Source organism: Streptomyces sp. NPDC001617, from assembly GCF_053596855.1.
Genome location: NZ_JBSFHA010000032.1, coordinates 61,762 through 78,136, shown reverse-complemented (window position 1 = coordinate 78,136; position 16,375 = coordinate 61,762). Strand labels below are relative to the sequence as shown.

At 70.5% G+C, this 16,375-nt stretch carries 12 protein-coding genes and 1 pseudogene; 4 read left to right on the top strand and 9 right to left on the bottom strand.

Translation table 11 applies throughout. The features are described from left to right. Positions 1 to 51 precede the first annotated feature (51 nt). Positions 52 to 309 (top strand): glutaredoxin domain-containing protein, encoded by a 258-nt coding sequence (locus ACWC09_RS24325; protein WP_450852682.1) that lies wholly within the window; start codon positions 52 to 54, stop codon positions 307 to 309. A 95-nt stretch (positions 310 to 404) separates the two neighbouring features. Here the strand turns inward: ACWC09_RS24325 and ACWC09_RS24320 are convergent, their stop codons facing one another. Then, positions 405 to 1,199 carry a hypothetical protein gene (locus tag ACWC09_RS24320; protein ID WP_450852681.1) on the bottom strand — a complete coding sequence of 265 codons (795 nt, stop codon included), beginning with the start codon at positions 1,197 to 1,199 and terminating at the stop codon, positions 405 to 407. 129 nt (positions 1,200 to 1,328) lie between these two features. Beyond that, positions 1,329 to 1,913, bottom strand: coding sequence for a recombinase family protein (locus ACWC09_RS24315; protein ID WP_450852680.1), 585 nt, complete (start codon positions 1,911 to 1,913; stop codon positions 1,329 to 1,331). Between the two features lie 537 nt (positions 1,914 to 2,450). Here ACWC09_RS24315 and ACWC09_RS24310 point away from each other — a divergent pair. After that, positions 2,451 to 3,188: a hypothetical protein gene (locus ACWC09_RS24310; protein WP_450852679.1), complete on the top strand. Its 738-nt coding sequence runs from the start codon at positions 2,451 to 2,453 to the stop codon at positions 3,186 to 3,188. A gap of 106 nt (positions 3,189 to 3,294) precedes the next feature. Here the strand turns inward: ACWC09_RS24310 and ACWC09_RS24305 are convergent, their stop codons facing one another. Then, complete coding sequence (locus ACWC09_RS24305) at positions 3,295 to 3,483, bottom strand: hypothetical protein (protein WP_450852678.1); 189 nt, start codon at positions 3,481 to 3,483, stop codon at positions 3,295 to 3,297. 199 nt (positions 3,484 to 3,682) lie between these two features. Here ACWC09_RS24305 and ACWC09_RS24300 point away from each other — a divergent pair, with 199 nt between their 5' ends. Next, complete coding sequence (locus tag ACWC09_RS24300; RefSeq protein ID WP_450852677.1) at positions 3,683 to 4,093, top strand: helix-turn-helix domain-containing protein; 411 nt, start codon at positions 3,683 to 3,685, stop codon at positions 4,091 to 4,093. A 194-nt stretch (positions 4,094 to 4,287) separates the two neighbouring features. Here the strand turns inward: ACWC09_RS24300 and ACWC09_RS24295 are convergent, their stop codons facing one another. Next, positions 4,288 to 5,991, bottom strand: coding sequence for a recombinase family protein (locus ACWC09_RS24295; RefSeq protein WP_450852676.1), 1,704 nt, complete (start codon positions 5,989 to 5,991; stop codon positions 4,288 to 4,290). A 54-nt stretch (positions 5,992 to 6,045) separates the two neighbouring features. Between ACWC09_RS24295 and ACWC09_RS24290 the strand changes: the two are divergent. Continuing rightward, positions 6,046 to 6,141, top strand: a pseudogene (locus ACWC09_RS24290) (NrdH-redoxin); the annotation flags it as partial. A gap of 93 nt (positions 6,142 to 6,234) precedes the next feature. Here ACWC09_RS24290 and nudC read toward each other — a convergent pair. The 5 genes from nudC to ACWC09_RS24265 all read right to left on the bottom strand — a co-directional run bounded on the left by nudC (position 6,235) and on the right by ACWC09_RS24265 (position 16,312). Continuing rightward, positions 6,235 to 7,176, bottom strand: a complete 942-nt coding sequence (gene nudC / locus ACWC09_RS24285; RefSeq protein ID WP_450852675.1) for an NAD(+) diphosphatase — start codon at positions 7,174 to 7,176, stop codon at positions 6,235 to 6,237. A 67-nt stretch (positions 7,177 to 7,243) separates the two neighbouring features. Further along, positions 7,244 to 8,647, bottom strand: a complete 1,404-nt coding sequence (locus ACWC09_RS24280; protein WP_450852674.1) for a dipeptidase — start codon at positions 8,645 to 8,647, stop codon at positions 7,244 to 7,246. A 10-nt stretch (positions 8,648 to 8,657) separates the two neighbouring features. Further along, positions 8,658 to 12,221 (bottom strand): UvrD-helicase domain-containing protein, encoded by a 3,564-nt coding sequence (locus tag ACWC09_RS24275; protein ID WP_450852673.1) that lies wholly within the window; start codon positions 12,219 to 12,221, stop codon positions 8,658 to 8,660. A gap of 105 nt (positions 12,222 to 12,326) precedes the next feature. Then, positions 12,327 to 15,668, bottom strand: coding sequence for an ATP-dependent helicase (locus ACWC09_RS24270; protein ID WP_450852672.1), 3,342 nt, complete (start codon positions 15,666 to 15,668; stop codon positions 12,327 to 12,329). Positions 15,669 to 15,925: 257 nt separating this feature from the next. Continuing rightward, a complete protein-coding gene (locus tag ACWC09_RS24265) occupies positions 15,926 to 16,312 on the bottom strand; it encodes an MGMT family protein (protein ID WP_450852671.1) in 387 nt (128 codons plus the stop codon). Between the last annotated feature and the right edge of the window lie 63 nt (positions 16,313 to 16,375).

The following is a 16,375-nucleotide window of genomic DNA, read 5'->3' as shown; positions in this document are numbered from 1 at the left end:
GTTCCCTCTCTGCGACCACCGATCCCCCAGCAGCCAAGGAGCGCGAGAGACATGCCGGGCACTGTGACGATGTACAGCACGACGTGGTGCGGCTACTGCCGTCGGCTGAAGAGCCAGATGGACCGCGAGGGCATCGCGTACAACGAGATCAACATCGAACTGGACCCGGAGTCCGCGGCGTTCGTCGAGAAGGCGAATGGCGGAAACCAGACGGTTCCGACCGTTCAGGTAGTTCCCTCCAACGGTGGTACTGAGGTCGTCATGACGAACCCGAGCCTTGCTCAGGTGAAGCAGGCGCTGGGCGCCTGACCCTCGCGAGACGCAACCCCCGACCAGCCAGACGCTGATCGGGGGTTTTGTGTGCCCAACAGAAGCTCTCAGCGCGTGATACCAGAGCCGCAGGTTCAGAGCGTGAGCACAGGCCGGGTGGAGAAGTCCTCGCAAAGGTCTTCACCGTCCGGGCCATACACGAACTCGACCATGGATGGGTTGCGATTGGCGGTGGCCAGGGGCAGCCATGCAAGCAGGTGGCCGTAGCCGCCGCACACCGACTCGCCACCGTCTCCGCCGTGGACCGCAGTGGCTTCGCTCGTCAGCTCCGTACGGTAGGTGTCGTAGGCGATGCGTAGGCCGAAGGCGCTCAGCTGGTTCTGCGGGCCCGTGCGGTCCCCGTAGGGGATGCGGTCGAGGGGACAGTCGTTCCCCCACCGAAACAGGGTTTCTGCCCCAGCTCCACAAGCGTGCTCCCACTCGTCGGGGCTCGGCATCCGCAGGCCACGAGCCGCGAGAACAGCCGGCATGTCAGCAGGCAACTCGGTCAGGTTCTCGTCCTCCACAGCCATGAGCACAGTGGCCAAGACGACGCTCCGGCGGGGGCTGAGCACCTGCGCGAGGTGGGCCCGCAGGTCAGGTCCGTAGCCGAAGCCCTGTCCCAGGCTCTCGGCGTCGGCAGTCTGCTGCGGAGTCGGTTGCCAGCTGTCCAGGTCGAAGCCGAGGGGCACCGACCCTCCGGGTATCAGAGCGAATTCCTTTTCGTTCCGCTCGATCCGGACGCGATGCAGCGGGGCACCAAGGTGCTCCATGGTCTCGATGAGGGTCACCCGGCCGTCCACCAAGCCAGCGGCCTCCTCAGCGACGCGGCGTGCGGTAGGCAGTTCGAAGGACCGCCACTGGTCGAGAGTGAGATCAGCGAGAGGCATGGACCGCAGCACGCATGTCTGACACGGCTCGCGACCACCGCACTCCGGAGCTGGGCTGCGGTCGCGAAAGCCTCGGAGAGCGCGAGCAGCGGACACCAGCGGCGGGGATGCACCTGTGTTACGCCTGCCTCAGGCGCTCTCGCCGAGGTGGCGGTACAGAGTGGCACGGGAGATCCCCAGCGCCTTGGCGATCGCGCTGACGCTCTCACCCTTCACCTTTCTGGCACGGGCCACGGTGAGCACGTCTTCATCCACCACGGACGGACGTCCGCCGGTACGCCCCTGCGCCTTGGCTGCGTCCAGTCCTGCGCGGGTGCGCTCCTTGATGAGGCTGCGCTCAAACTCCGCCATGGCTCCGACCACCTGAAGCATGAGACGGCCATCGGCCGTACAGGGGTCGATGTTGGCCAGCGCACCCGTGAGCACCTTGAACCCGATACCCCTCCCCCGAAGGGTGTCGACCATGGTCACAAGGTCGATGAGCGACCGAGCGAAGCGGTCGAGCTTCCACACACACAGGGTGTCGCCGGGTCTGCCGTAGTCCAGTGCGGCCGTGAGCTCTGGCCTGTTGGTGCTCTTCCCACTGGCCTTGTCCTCGAAGATGCGGGCGCAGCCTGCGGCCGTCAGTGCGTCGTGCTGAAGCTGCGCTTCCTGGTCGTCGGTGGAGACGCGGGCGTAACCGATGAGCTGGCCAGTGATCGTGTTCTTCGCCATGGCCGGACTGTCTCAGAACTCGTCTCAATACGTCAGCCCGAGGTGGAAGTTTCGAGACGGGTTTGAACAGTACTACGCCCCCTCGCGGGGCGCATGTCATTTCGTCTCACAAACCATGGTTTTCGAGACGCCCGTTCCTGGTCACGCTGCGCCACGGTCGACGGCTTGTGGCTGGCGACAGGCGAGAGGGAGCGACGGCGGAAGGGGTGGGGGATGACCCCCTGGAGGGGCCTTGCCCGACCGCCGTGTCTTACCGGCCGAGATTGCGCCACGGTTTCAGGGGCGATCTGAGGGGGGTGTCGACAGTCAGGTAATTCGGCTGTGCCCGGGATTTCGGGGGCTCAAGACTGACGTGCGTACTTGCCGTGCTTGAGGCGGCCGAATGCGAGACCTCTCGGCTGGCCGGGCGGTAGAGTCCGCACGTGCGTTGATCTTCCGGGCGGCGGCCAAGCGCCGCCGCAGACGGTGCGGGCGACCCCGATGAGTTTGGGGCCGCCCGGCTGGCATACCCGTCATCACAACACCGGAGATCACGCAATGACTGCTCAGCAGCCCCTCACCTACGACGCATTTGTCGAACTCGCCGCCGCTGATCCAGCTGTCGTCGGCCTTGTCCTCAAAGGTTCCCGGGCCCACGAGGGCATGACCACTGAGCACTCCGACCACGACCTGTACGTCGTTCTCGCCGATGGCGCTACGACGGCCCTCACCCGGTTTACGGGGTACCGCACCCCAGAACTCGACCTCGTCATCCTCTCCCTCGACGAGTTCCGCGCCGCCGGAATGCCCGGCTTCGAGCGGTACGCCCTCGCCCGCGCCCGGATCGTGCTCGACCGGCTCGACGGAGTCATCGCCCAGATCCTGGCCAGCAAGGCACGGCTCGACGGCGATGAAGCCTTCCGGGAGGCGGGCGAATGGCTCGATGCCTACGCCAACTCCCTCTACCGCTCGGTCAAGAACGACCGCGGCGGCCATGCGCTCGCGGCCCGCCTCGACGCCGCCGACAGCATCCGGTTTCTGCTGGAGTTGCTCTTCACTCTCGACCGTCGTCCCCGCCCCTACAACAAGTACCTGGAATGGGAGCTCGCCCGATTCCCACTGCCCGGCTGGGACACCGGCATGCTGCTCGACGCTGCGGACCGCATCTCAGGAATGGGCGACGTGTCCACACAGCGTCGTCTCTTCGCCCAGGTCGAGGCAGTGGCCCGGCGGGCCGGGCACGGCGCGGTACTGGACGCATGGGGTGAGGACTTGGACCTGATGCGACCGCAGTAGGAGCGCACCGCGGGAGCTCCCGCACCGCCACTTTGGCCGTCTGAGGCTTTCGCAACAGGCCCTACGTGCCGCCCCGACAGGGGATCGCCGCCAGGTACCGACGAGGTCAGAGGAGGCCGGCCTTCGCCAGCTCGAAGTGCTCGTCGGTCAAGCTCTCATACCCGTGCTCGGAGGCGTAGGCCAGGATGCGCGCGAGTGGAGCGTCCGGGGCTGCCGGCTCAGCGGCCAGCTCAAACCCGGTGACCTGGAGGGCGAACGCAAGGTCGTAGTCAGGGGCGCTGTCTGGATGGCTCATCGCGCCAGCGTAGCGAGGATGGGCCCGTGCGCGGCCTCATCTTGAGAGGCGCCTCACAGACAGTGACCTGCGCTTTTCCCTTCTGCGCCCTGTACATTTCGGGTTCCCCCGCGATGGTGGCGGGGGAGATGTTGTAGACGGAGAAGGGAAACCCGAGATACAGGAACACGTGTGGCGTCGTGCGCTGGTGCGCTCTGTCATGAAGCCCGCAGAGAAGTTGGTCGGCGTCGCGATGGCGTTGTACGCGGACTACGAGACGGGCGAGAACGTGTGCCCGTCGAACGGGACGATCGCCAGGGAACTCGGCTACGGCGGGAAGGCTCCAGAGCAGACGGTCAACAAGATCGTTGGCAGGCTGCGTAGGGCTGGCTGGCTCACGAAGACAGGCAAGGTGCCGGACGGTCCGGTGATCTACCGGCTCACGTTGCCGAAGCAGGGGGGTATGGCTGAGGAGCCATACAACCTACCTACCTTCAAGAGCGACGGCGGTAGGAGTGAGGAGCCAACGGCAAGCAGCCGGCGAAGGTGGGCCGCGCAAGCGGCCCCCAGAAGGAAGACGAAGGGGCTGGCTCCCTTGGGGGGCCTTCGGCCCCCTCCTTCTCCTTCGTAGACGTGGAGACGGTCAAGCAGGAGGAGCGCCGTCAACGCTGGTTTGGAGAGCCATACGCAGCTCCCTCGCCGGTGGACTTCGACTACGACGGCTTGACCGACCGGCTTCAAGAAGCAGGGCACGAGCCGCCGCCCTTCTGACCGGAAGACAGAAGGCCCCCAGGTCGGGGGCCTTCCTCGGTTGCTCAGCCTGCATCAGGCAGAGATCGGAACCATCTCGGTTCCCTCTGCTCCCTTGGCTTCCTCCTCAGCCTTCGCCCGCTGCGCTGCCCGTTCCGCATCGAAGTCCTCCCAGCGGCTGACGATCTCCCACTCCACACCCGTGAGCGGCTTCGGCTTCTCGTACGGCTTTCCGTGCAACGAGATCGGCGTGATCGGTGAGAGCACCTGAGAAGACTTGGAGGGCACGTCCCAGTACGTAATGCCCTGCTGCTTGATGTTCTCGATCAGGTCGCCGGGATCGATGGCCAGGACGTCATGTCCGAAGTACGCCTTGACCTTGTGCTTCTTCAGCCATTCACGCCGTTCGTCGACACTCGACCGCTCCCACCACTCCGCGTAGCCCTCGCCCGTACCCGTCCACACGGTCACCGGCTTCGGCCCCTCCTGGTTGGTGACCTTCTCCCGATCCCGGGCAAGGCTGGCGACCTGCGAGGCGTACGCGACGGCGCTGATCTCGTCCTGCTGGAGTTCCTTCAGGAGCCGGTTCATCTTGCCGTCGATCACGGCGAGCTTCGCCGCACGGCTGTCGTCGATGGTCGTCTTCGACTCCATCCGTTCCAGGTGGCCGATCTCGCCCAACAGGGCCGACTCCAGCCAGGGGTACAGGTCTTCGGCCCAGAACCGCTGCTTCGGGCATGCCTGGATGCCTTTGCTCTTGTTGCCGTGACAGCGGTACCGCTCTCGCTTGCCCTTGGCGGGGTCGCCCTTCACGAAGTACAGGGAGCTGCCGCAGAGCATGCAGAACGTCACACCCACCGTCGGCGACGTAGAACCCTTCTGCTTCTTGTACTTGACCGAGGCGATGGCGTCCGACAGCTTCGCCCACTCCTCCTCGTTCAGCACCGGCTCAGACCGCATAACGGGGGTGCCGTCGTCGTTGCGGACCACGGCGCCATTGGCGCGTACGTACTCCCCGAGCAGAGAGCGGCTGCCCAGTACGGCTTGCACTGTGGTCGGCGTCCACCTGGCTCCCCGAGGCTTCGGGTCCGCCAGCCGAGTCGTGCTCTCGCCTGCCGCCGCGCGGATACGGGCGATGTCCTGAGCCGTGGGCACGCCTTGCTCGTTCAGCCAGTCGGCGACGGCCGAGAAGCTCGGCTTCTCGATGAAGCGCCGGATCATCTCGATCAGCGTCGGGCCGTACTCAGGGTCGAGTTCGAGGGTGAAGCCTGCGTCGCCCTTCACCGCTCTGCGTCCGAACGGGACAAGGCCACCCGGCCAACGGCCGGTCTTCCGCATGGTCTCCCGGGAAGCCTTGTTGCGGGCCTTGATGGCGTCCAGTTCGGCCTCTGCGACCACGGCCAGGATCTTGGCGATGGTCTTGCCCCACGGCTTCGAGAGGTCGAATCCCTCCTCGCAGGAGATCAGTCCCTTACCGTTCGCCTCACACCACTCGATGATGTCCGAGAGGTGGCGGACCGATCGCGCAATGCGGTCGATCTTCAGGATGATGATGTGGTCGAACTGGTCCTTCTTGTTGTTGAGCCAGTCCCCCAGGGACGGGCGCACCCACGGCGAGATGGACGCTGACACGTCGATGTCGACGGCGAAGTCGACGAGCTCCATTTCCTCCGCGTCCGCCCGCTTGCTGATGCGGGTCCGCTGCGTTTCCTCGCCGGTCTGGTTCTCGTTGCCTACAGACAGACGGACCACGCCGAGCGCCCTGGGCTTGTCGCTCACCCTTGCCCCTCCCCAAGACATGGGCGGCCCTCCCCGGCCGCCACAAGGTAAGAGGGAAGTCTACAGACCGTACCGACCGTGCTGTTCGCGGACGGCTCGACGCTCACGAACCCGTCGCTGGCGCAGGTGAAGCAGAAGGTCGGCGCGTGACGCTCCGCTGAGACGTACGGGAGGCGGTGCCTGAGGTGTACTCAGGCACCGCTTTCTTGCGGTGTGCACCACATCGGCGAGTGCCGCCCGGAGTCACACGCTCCTCGTCGGCAGCGGCTTGCCGTACCAGAGTTCGATCAGGCGGGCCGCGATGGAGATGCCGTACGGCGGAAGCACCTCGCCGGACTCGAAGGCGGCGCCCAGTTCATCGCGGGAGAACCAGCGGGCCTCGTGGATCTCGTCGCCGTCGACGTCGACCTCGGTCGAGATGGCGTGGGCCATGAAGCCGAGCATGAGGCTGGACGGGAACGGCCAGGGCTGGCTGGCGACGTACTCGACCTGTCCGACGCTGATGCCGGCCTCCTCGAAGACCTCGCGGCGCACCGCCTGCTCGATGGACTCACCGGGCTCGACGAAGCCGGCGAGCGTCGAGAAGCGGCCCTCGGGCCAGTGCACTTGGCGGCCGAGAAGGATGCGGTCGGCCTCGTCGGTGACCGCCATGATCACGGCGGGGTCGGTGCGCGGATAGTGCTCGGCGCCGCACGCGGGGCAGCGGCGAATGTGCCCGGCCGCGGCGATGACGGTGCGCTCGCCGCAGCGGGAGCAGAAGCGATGGGTGCGCTGCCAGTTCTCCAGGCCCACCGCGTGCACCATCAGGCCCGTGTCGCGCGGCGACAGCAGCAGCCCCGCCTCGCGCAGGCCCGCCGCGCGCGCCGACTGGTCGATACGGCCGGGCAGCGCGTCCTTCTGGAGGGCGAAGTAACTGACGCCGTCCTCGTCGGTGCCCAGGAAGTAGCGGTGCGCCTCCGTCAGCGGTGCCTCGAAGGAGGGCGTCATGACGAGTTCGGTACGGCCGTCGGACGTCTCGTCGATGAGGACCTGACCGCCGGAGACCACGAAACAGCGGGTCGTGGGGTGGCTCCAAGCCGCCGCGAGCCAGGCTTCGTCGAGCCGGTGGTGGGCGGCGCGGTCGATGCCGCTCGGGGCGGTGAGCGAGATGGGGCGGTCGGCGGTGTGGTCGGTCCAGGTGGTCACGGGTGCTTCCAACTCCCCCTGTGGAACGGGTTGTTTCGGCGGGCGGTTCGGCGGGACGTACGGACGCTCAGGGCGCATGGCGCCAGGTCTCCGCGAGGTCGCCCCAGAGGTACGCGGTGGTCTCGACGCCCTTGAGGAGCAGGGTGAGCTCCACCTTCTCGTTCGGTGCGTGCCAGCCGTCGGACGGGACGGAGATGCCCAGGAAGAGCACCGGCGCGTCCAGGACTTCCTGGAGGTCGGCGGCCGGTCCGGAGCCGCCCTCGCGGGTGAAGCGGACCGGCTTGTCGAAGGCGCGGCCCATCGCGCGGGCGACGGACTGCAGGGCCGGGTGGTCCAGCGGCGTCAGGCACGGGCGCGTGGCGGCGCCGAAGGTGATCTCGGACCGGATTCCGGCGGGGACCTGCTCGGCCGCCCACGCGCGGACGGCCTTCTCGATGTGGTCGGGGTCCTGTCCCGCGACAAGCCGGAAGGAGAGCTTCACCATGGCCGAGGACGGGATGATCGTCTTGCTCCCGGGGCCCTGGTAGCCGCCGCCGAAGCCGTTGACCTCGGCGGTGGGGCGGGCCCAGATGCGCTCCAGGGTGCTGTGCCCGGCCTCGCCGTGGGTGGCGTACGACTTGGCGGTGCGCAACCACTCCTGCTCGTCGAAGGGCAGCTCGGCGAAGAGCTCGCGCTCGCGGTCGGTGAGTTCGACGATGCCGTCGTAGAAGCCGGGGACCGCCACGCGTGCGTGCTCGTCGTGCAGCGCCGCGACCAGGCGGGCGGCCGCGGTGGCCGGGTTGGGCACGGCGCCGCCGAAGGAGCCCGAGTGGATGTCCTGGTCGGGGCCGGAGAGCTGGATCTCGCACTCGGCGAGCCCGCGCATGCCGGTGCAGACGGTGGGGGTGTCCTCGGACCACATGCCGGTGTCGGAGACGATCACGGCGTCGGCGGCGAGCCGGTCCGCGTGCTCCTCGACGAGGGCGCGGAAGTGCGGGGAGCCGGACTCCTCCTCGCCCTCGACCAGCAGCTTCAGGTGGACGGCGGGGGCGGTGCGGCCAGTGGCGGCGAGGTGGGCGCGGACGCCGAGCGTGTGGAAGAACACCTGGCCCTTGTCGTCGGCGGCCCCGCGCGCGTAGAGGCGGTCGTCCCGGACGACGGGCTCGAAGGGCTCACTGTCCCAGCCGTCCTCGCGGACGGCGGGCTGCACGTCGTGATGGCCGTAGACGAGGACGGTGGGTGCCTCGGGGCTGTCCGAGGGCCACTCGGCGAAGACGGCCGGGGCGCCCGGGGTCTCCCAGACCTCGGTGGTCGGGAAGCCGGTCTCCTTCAGCTTGGCGGCGAGCCAGTCGGCGCTGCGGCGTACATCGGGCGCGTGGTCCGGCTGGGCGGACACGGACGGGATGCGCAGCCACTCCGCGAGGTCGTCGAGGAAGGCGGCACGGTGCTGCTCGATGTACGTACGGACAGCGCTGTCCGGGGTCTGGCTCATGGTCACGAGCCTATCGGCCCGCACTGACATCCTCGGTGGGCGGTTCCTCACAGTTTGCTTGCGCGGCAGGCTCCTCCAGAAGCAGCCGCTCCAGTGCCGCCCGGCCGGGCAGGTCGTCCGGTCGTACGACCTCACCGGTGCGGACGTACAGGAACACCGCGTTGACGGACTCCAGGGGGACGCCCTGCTGCTCTGCCCAGGCCAGCCGGTACAGGGCGAGCTGGAGCGGGTCGGCGGTGCGGGTGCGGTTCGTCTTCCAGTCGACGATCTCGTACGTCGCCCCGTCGCCGTCGCCTTCCCGGTAGACGGCGTCGATGCGGCCCCGGACCACCCGGCCGGCGATGGCGAGCTGGAAGGGCGCCTCCACGCGGTGCGGGGTGCGGCGGGCGTACTCGGTGCGTTCGAAGGCGTCCTTGAGGGCTTCCAGGTCACGTTCGTCGGCGATTTCGGCCTCGCCGCCGGGCAGTTCCTCCGGCTCCAGAACGGGCAGCGTCAGCTCTTCGAAGCGGGCCTCGACCCAGGCGTGGAAGCGGGTGCCCCGGCGCGCGGCGGGCTGCGGCGGTCGCGGCATGGGACGCGCGAGCTCCTGCGCGAATCCGTCGGGGTCGGCGGCCAGGCGCAGCACCTGGGAGGCGGTGAGCGAGGCGGGCAGGGGCACGTCGGTGACGGCTTCACGCGCGCGGAGGAGCTCGCCGGTGAGGGCGTCGAGATCACGGTCCCAGGAGGCGAGGGTGCGGGCTTCCTCGGCGGTGAGGCGGGCGGGGGCGTGCTCGGGGGCGGGGCTGGCGTGCTCGGGGGCGGATTCGCGCGTGCCGCGTTCCGGCTCGGCAGGTGCGGGCCCGTGTCCGGTGCGATGGTCGGCTCCCCCACGCGCGGCCGCGCCCTCCGGAGCCGCAGCCTGGTGCGGGACGGTCGGGCGGTCGGTGGACCAGTCGTCCCAGTCACCGGGCTCCTCCTCCAGGAAGGGGTCGTCCTCCTCGTAGAGGGCGTCCTCCTCCGGCGGCGCCGGCCAGTCCGGGTCCTCATGGCGGTCCGGGTCGTGTACGGCCGCGGGGTGGCCGTCCTCGTGGGAGGCCAGGTCCTCCAGGTGGGCGAGGACAGTCCTTGCGGCCGCCCGCCGCCTGTCGAAGGACGCCTCGTCCAGGGGCAGCGGCCAGACCTGGTCGGCGCTCGCCGCGTGGAGGGCCGGGTTCTCCTCGTCCTCGGCGGGCTCGTCCGCCCACGCCTCGATCTCGCCGTAGCCGGTTTCGCAGTGGTCGTGGAGGGCCTGCAGGAAGTCGGACGGGCCGCGTGGCTTCTTCTGGCTGGGTCCCCACCAGTGGCCGGAGCCGAGGAGGAGGGAGCGGGGGCGGGTGAAGGTGACATAACCGAGGCGGAGTTCCTCGGTGTGCTGGTGCTCCTTCATGGCCTCCTGGAAGACCTTCAGGCCGCGCGAGTCCCAGGCGTCGATGTCGGGCAGGGTGTCGGCGTCGCCGCGCAGTTCGTGCGGCAGCACCTTGCCCTGGGCGGTCCACTTCTCGCGCCCCTGGGTGCTGGGGAAGGTGCCGGTGACCAGGCCGGGCACGGCGACGACGTCCCACTCCAGGCCCTTGGACTTGTGGGCCGTGAGCACCTTGACGGTGTTCTCACCACCCGGGAGCGCGTTGTCGAGGCCCTTCTCGTACTGGGCCGCGGTGCGCAGGAAGCCCAGGAAGGCGAGCAGGGTCGCCTCGCCGTCGCCCGCGGCGAAGGAGGCCGCGACGTCCAGGAAGTTGGACAGGGTCTCGCGGCGCCGGGCGGCCAGGGCGTGCGGGGACGCCGACAGCTCCACCTCCAGGCCGGTGACGGCGAGGACGCGGTGCAGGACGTCCATCAGCGGGTCGGCCAACGACCGCCGCAGGTCGCGCAGTTCGGCGGCCAGGCGGGCGAACCGCACGCGCGCGTCCGGCGAGAACGGCAGCCCGTCGTCCTCCTGGTCGACATCGAGCGGCAGCTCCAGGAAGGTGTCCAGGGCGTCCGCGAGCGATATCACCTCGGACGGGTCGACCCCCTCGACGGCCTCGGCGAGCCTCTGGTCCCGGTCGTCGCCGGCGTCCACGCGCGCGTGGGACACCAGCAGCCGCGCCCGGCGGCCCAGGAGGGCGAGGTCGCGCGGGCCGATGCGCCAGCGCGGGCCGGTCAGCAGGCGGACCAGGGAGGCGTTGGCGCCGGGGTCCTGGAGGACCTCGCAGACGGCGACCAGGTCGGCGATCTCGGGCAGGTGCAGCAGCCCGGACAGGCCGACCACCTCGACGGGGACGTCCCGGGCGACGAGTGCGCCCTGGATCTCCGCGAAGTCGGTCGCCGTACGGCACAGGACGGCGATCTCGCCGGGTGCCTTGCCGGTGTTCACCAGGTGGGCGATCGAGTCGGCGATCCAGTCGATCTCCTCGGCGTGGGTGGGCAGCAGCGCGCAGCGCACGATGCCGTCGCGCTCCGCGCCCGGGGCCGGGCGGAGGGCCTCCACGCCCGCGTGCATGGCGCGCAGCGGCTCGGCGAGGCCGTTGGCGAGGTCGAGGAGGCGGCCGCCGCTGCGGCGGTTCTCGCTGAGCGCCTGGCGGGTGGCGGGGTGGCCGTCGGGGTGCGCGAAGTGCTCGGGGAAGTCGTCCAGGTTGGCGACGGAAGCGCCGCGCCAGCCGTAGATCGCCTGGCAGGGGTCGCCGACGGCGGTCACCGGGTGGCCGGTGCCGTCGCCGAACAGGCCTGCCAGGAGGATGCGTTGGGCCACCGACGTGTCCTGGTACTCGTCCAGCAGCACCACGCGGAACTCGTCGCGCAGGATGCGGCCCACTTCGGGGATCTGCGCGAGCTGCGCGGACAGGGCGATCTGGTCGCCGAAGTCGAGCAGATCGCGCTCGCGTTTGGCGGCGCGGTAGCGCACCACCAGATCGGCGAGTTCGCGGCGCGCGGCGGCCGCCTCGGGGACCTTGCGCAGATCGGCGTTGGTGAGCTTGGCGCCCTCCAGGGTGCGCAGCAGGCCGGCGTCGTACGCGCGCAGGTTCTCCGGCCGTACGAGGTGCTCGGCGAGCTCCGCGTCCAGGGCGAGCAGGTCGCTGACGAGGTCCGCGAAGGAGCGGGTGAGGGCGGGGTAGGGGCCCGGGGCCTCGCGCAGCACGCGCGCGGCGAGCTGGTAGCGGGTGGCGTCGGCGAGGAGTCGGGAGGTGGGCTCCAGGCCGATGCGCAGGCCGTGGTCGGTCAGCAGGCGGCCCGCGAAGGCGTGGTAGGTCGAGATCACGGGCTCGCCCGGCGGGTTGTCCGGGTCGATGACGTCCGGGTCGGTGACGCCCGCCTTGACGAGCGCCTTGCGGACGCGCTCGGCGAGTTCGCCGGCCGCCTTGTTGGTGAAGGTGAGGCCGAGGACCTGTTCGGGGGCGACCTGGCCGGTGCCGACCAGCCACACCACGCGGGCCGCCATCACCGTCGTCTTGCCCGACCCGGCTCCGGCCACGATCACCTGCGGGGCGGGCGGCGCGATGATGCACGCCGTCTGCTCCGGGGTGAACGGAATCCCGAGGAGCTCCTTGAGCTGATCGGGATCGGTGATACGGGGCGGCACGTCAGAGAGGCTAGCGGCGGCCACTGACAATGGCGGACGGATCGGCCTCTGGGGGCGAAGAAGAGCAGGCCGGCACGGGTGGTGCAACCGATCACACCGGCGTGCTCACTCCACCACGTGCCGCCCCTCCGGCCGCGCGCTGCACGACGCCCGGAACGCGCAGTGTGCGCAGTGCTGTCCGGAGGTCGGCGTGAACCGCTCGTCGAGGACCTTGCCGGCGGCGGTCGCCAGCAGGTCGCCCACCCACTCCCCCTCCAGCGGCTCCTGCGCCTGCACCTTGGGCAGCGTCTCGCCGCCGTCACGCTTGGCGGCGCCCTGCCGCAGCTGGACCAGTTCCGCGCCGCCGGGCTCGGGGCGCAGCCCGTCGAAGGCCTCGTCGACGGCGCCCTCGCGGACGGCCAGCTGATAGACGGCGAGCTGGGGATGGTGCTCCACCTCGCGCGCGGTGGGTGCCTGCTTGCCGGTCTTGAAGTCGACGACGTAGGCGCGGCCCTCGCCGTCGGCCTCCACCCGGTCCATCTGGCCGCGGATGCGGACCTCGTAGTCACCCGCCTCCAGCGTCACGTCGAAGTCGTGCTCGCTGGCCACGGGTGTGCGGCCGGTGCGGTCCATGACGTGCCACTTCAGGAAGCGTTCGAGCGCCACGCGCGCGTTCTCCTTCTCCTGTGCCGACTTCCAGGGCGCGTCGAAGGCGAGCGCGTTCCACACGGAGTCGAGGCGCTCCATGAGGACGGCGAGATCGGCGGGGGTGTGCCCGGAGGCGACCTCGTCGGCGAGGACGTGCACCACGTTGCCGAAGCCCTGGGCGACCGTCGCGGGCGCGTCGGCCTTCACCTCGCGGCCCAGGAACCACTGCAGGGCACAGGTGTTGGCGAGTTGGTCGAGGGCGCTTCCGGAGAGCACGACGGGCTGGTCGCGGTTGCGCAGCGGCACCTTGCTCTCGGTCGGCTCGAACATGCCCCACCAGCGGTACGGGTGGGCGGAGGGGACCAGCGGGCGGCCGTCCTCGTCGGCGAGGGCCGCGAGCCGGGCCAGGCGGTGGGCCGCGGCCTCCCTGAGGGTGTCCGAGACGCGCGGGTCGACCGTCGTGGCGCGCAGTTCGGCCACCAGGGCGGCGACCGACAGGGGGCGGCGCGGGCGGCCCGTGACGTCCTTGGGCTCGACGCCGAGTTCGGTGAGGAATCGGGAGGGCTGGTCGCCGTCGTCCGCGGGGGCCTTCACCGCGGTGACGACGAGGCGTTCACGCGCGCGCGTGGCCGCCACGTAGAACAGGCGGCGCTCTTCCGCCAACAGCGCGCCCGGGGTGAGTGGTTCGGCGAGTCCGTCGCGGCCGATGCGGTCGGCCTCCAGGAGGGAGCCGCGGCGGCGCAGGTCGGGCCACAGGCCCTCCTGGACACCGGCGACGACCACCAGGCGCCACTCCAGGCCCTTGGAACGGTGCGCGGTCATCAGGCGGACGGCGTCGGGGCGTACGGCACGCCGTGTGAGGGTGTCGGCGGCGATGTCCTCGGCCTCGATCTCCTCCAGGAAGTTGAGGGCGCCCCGGCCGCCGGTGCGCTCCTCCGCGCGCGCGGCGGTCGCGAACAGCGCGCACACGGCGTCCAGATCACGGTCGGCGTTGCGCCCGGCCGCACCGCCACGCCGGGCGGACCGCTCCAGACGGGCGGGCCACGGCGTGCCCTCCCACAGGTCCCACAGCGCCTCCTCGGCCGTACCGCCGCCCGCGAGGCGCTCACGGGCCTTGCGCAGCAGCGCGCCGAGCCGCTGGGCGGCACGCGCGTACGTGGGGTCGTGCGCGACCAGGCGCTCCGGCTCGGCCAGCGCCCGCCCGAGCAGCTCGTCCGACGGCGGCGGCAAGGGGTTGCCGGCGGCCCGCTCCTCGTCGCGCAGGGCCCGGCCGAGGCGGCGCAGGTCTGCGGCATCCATGGCGGCGAGGGGGGAGGCGAGGAGGGTGAGGGCGGTCTCGGTGTCGAGCCAGGAGGTGGTCTGTTCCGCGGAGGCTTCTTCCGAGGGAGCCTCCGCGGGATCGGCCTCCTCGGCAGAGTGCGTCGCCGCCTCCGCCTCGGCCACCGCCCGCAGTGCCGTCAGCAGAGGCGCCACCGCCGGTTCGTGCCGAAGCGGGAGATCGTCTCCGTCGATGTCCAGCGGGACGCCTGCAGCCGTCAACGCGCGGCGGAGCGTCGGGATCGTGCGGGACCCGGCGCGCACCAGGACGGCCATCTCGCGCCAGGGAACGCCGTCCTCCAGATGCGCCCGCCGCAGGATGTCGGCGATGTTGTCGAGCTCCGTACCGGCCGTCGGGTACGTGAACACCTCGATGCGGCCGCCGTCGCGCACCGGAGCGAGCTCACGGTGCGCGCGTACCTTCTCCGCCGGGAGCCGGGTCAGCGGCATGCGCTGGGTGAGCAGTCGGGTCGCGGCGAGCAGGCCGGCGCCGGAGCGGCGGGAGGTGCGCAGGACCTCGACGGGTGCCGGGCGGCCGTCCGCGCGCGGGAACGCGTACGGGAACTCCAGGATGCCGTTCACGTCGGCGCCCCGGAACGCGTAGATCGACTGGTCGGGGTCGCCGAAGGCGACAAGGGTGCGGCCGCCGCCGGCGAGGGCGTGCAGCAGCCGTACCTGGGCCGCGTCCGTGTCCTGGTACTCGTCGACGAGTACGGCGTCGTACTGCGCGGCGAGCCGCTCGGCGACCTCGGGGCGGCGCGCGAGGAGGACCGCGCGGTGGACCAGTTCCGCGTAGTCGAGCACGCCCTGCAGGTCGAGGACGTCGAGGTACTCGGCGAGGAAGGCGGACGCGGCACGCCAGTCGGGGCGGCCGATACGGCGGGCGAAGGCGTCCAGAGCGCCCGGATCCAGGCCGAGTTCGCGACTGCGGGCGAGGACCGCGCGGACCTCGTCGGCGAAGCCCCGGGTGGTCAGACAGGCGCGCAGTTCGTCGGGCCAGCGCACATGCGCGAGGCCGAGCCGCTCCAGGTCGGGCTGGCCCGCGAGCAGTTCACGGACGGTCACGTCCTGTTCGGGGCCGGACAGCAGGCGTAGCGGTTCGGCGAAGCGGTCGCTGTCGTGGTGGGCGCGGACCAGGGCGTAGCAGAACGAGTGGAAGGTGGTCGCCCGGGGCGCCCGGGCCGCTCCTATGCGCAGCGCCATGCGGTCGCGCAGTTCGACGGCCGCCTTGCGGCTGAACGTCAGCACCAGCACGCGCGCGGGGTCGCCGCCCCGGGCGATTCGTGCCGCCACGGACTCGACGAGCGTGGTGGTCTTGCCGGTACCCGGACCTGCGAGAACGAGCAGCGGGCCGGCCTTGTGGTCAACCACGGAGCGCTGTGCGGCGTCCAGATGAGGGGGATCCGGAAGGGCCGGCGGGGTACGGACCAGTCGGTAAGCGCCACGGGCCCCCTGTCGCACCTGGGGGTGCGACAGGCGCCGGGTGGAGGAAGAGGAGCTCACGTGGTTCGCCGGTCCTGGTGGGTGTGCTGGTTGTCGGACCACCGTGCGTGCAGGGCGGTGATCGCGGGGTGAGGGGGACGTGTGCAGCCGACGCTACGCCGACGAAGAGTGTGGAAGCATGCCTTCCTCTTCTTCCCTCACGTCACTGGCGACGCGCGTGTCCCTCGCCCCTCGAACGTACGGCATGCCACGGATGTGCCCCTGCTCCCCCGTACGGATCACGCGTCACACACGAGGTTGCCGAATGGCGGAAGCTGTCAGGTGTGACCCTCCGCGCGTCCGCCGCCGTCCCATCGCGCCCGCTTCATGTCGAGGCGGGGCAGGTGGCCCTCCGCGGCCCTGCTCGCCTCCTTCAGAGGTGTGCTCTCGGCGCGGTAGTGATCAAGCGCCTCCAGCTCGTGTCCGGGCAGCAGGACGCCGTCCGAGCGCACGACACGCCACCAGGGCACGGCTCCCCCGTAGAGGGACATCGCTCGGCCGACCTGCCGGGGGCCGCCCTCCTCCAGCCACTCGGCCACGTCCCCGTACGTCAGGACACGCCCGGGCGGAATCAGCTCGGCGACTTCGAGGACGCGCTCGGCGTACTCCGGCAGCGCGTCGGGGTGCTCCGGTCGATCGTCGTACGGAAGGCTCTCCTCGCTCATCCGGCCCATCCTGCCGCACCCCTCCGACAGTGTGACGCGCTCGCCACTGTGCGTATCCCTCGC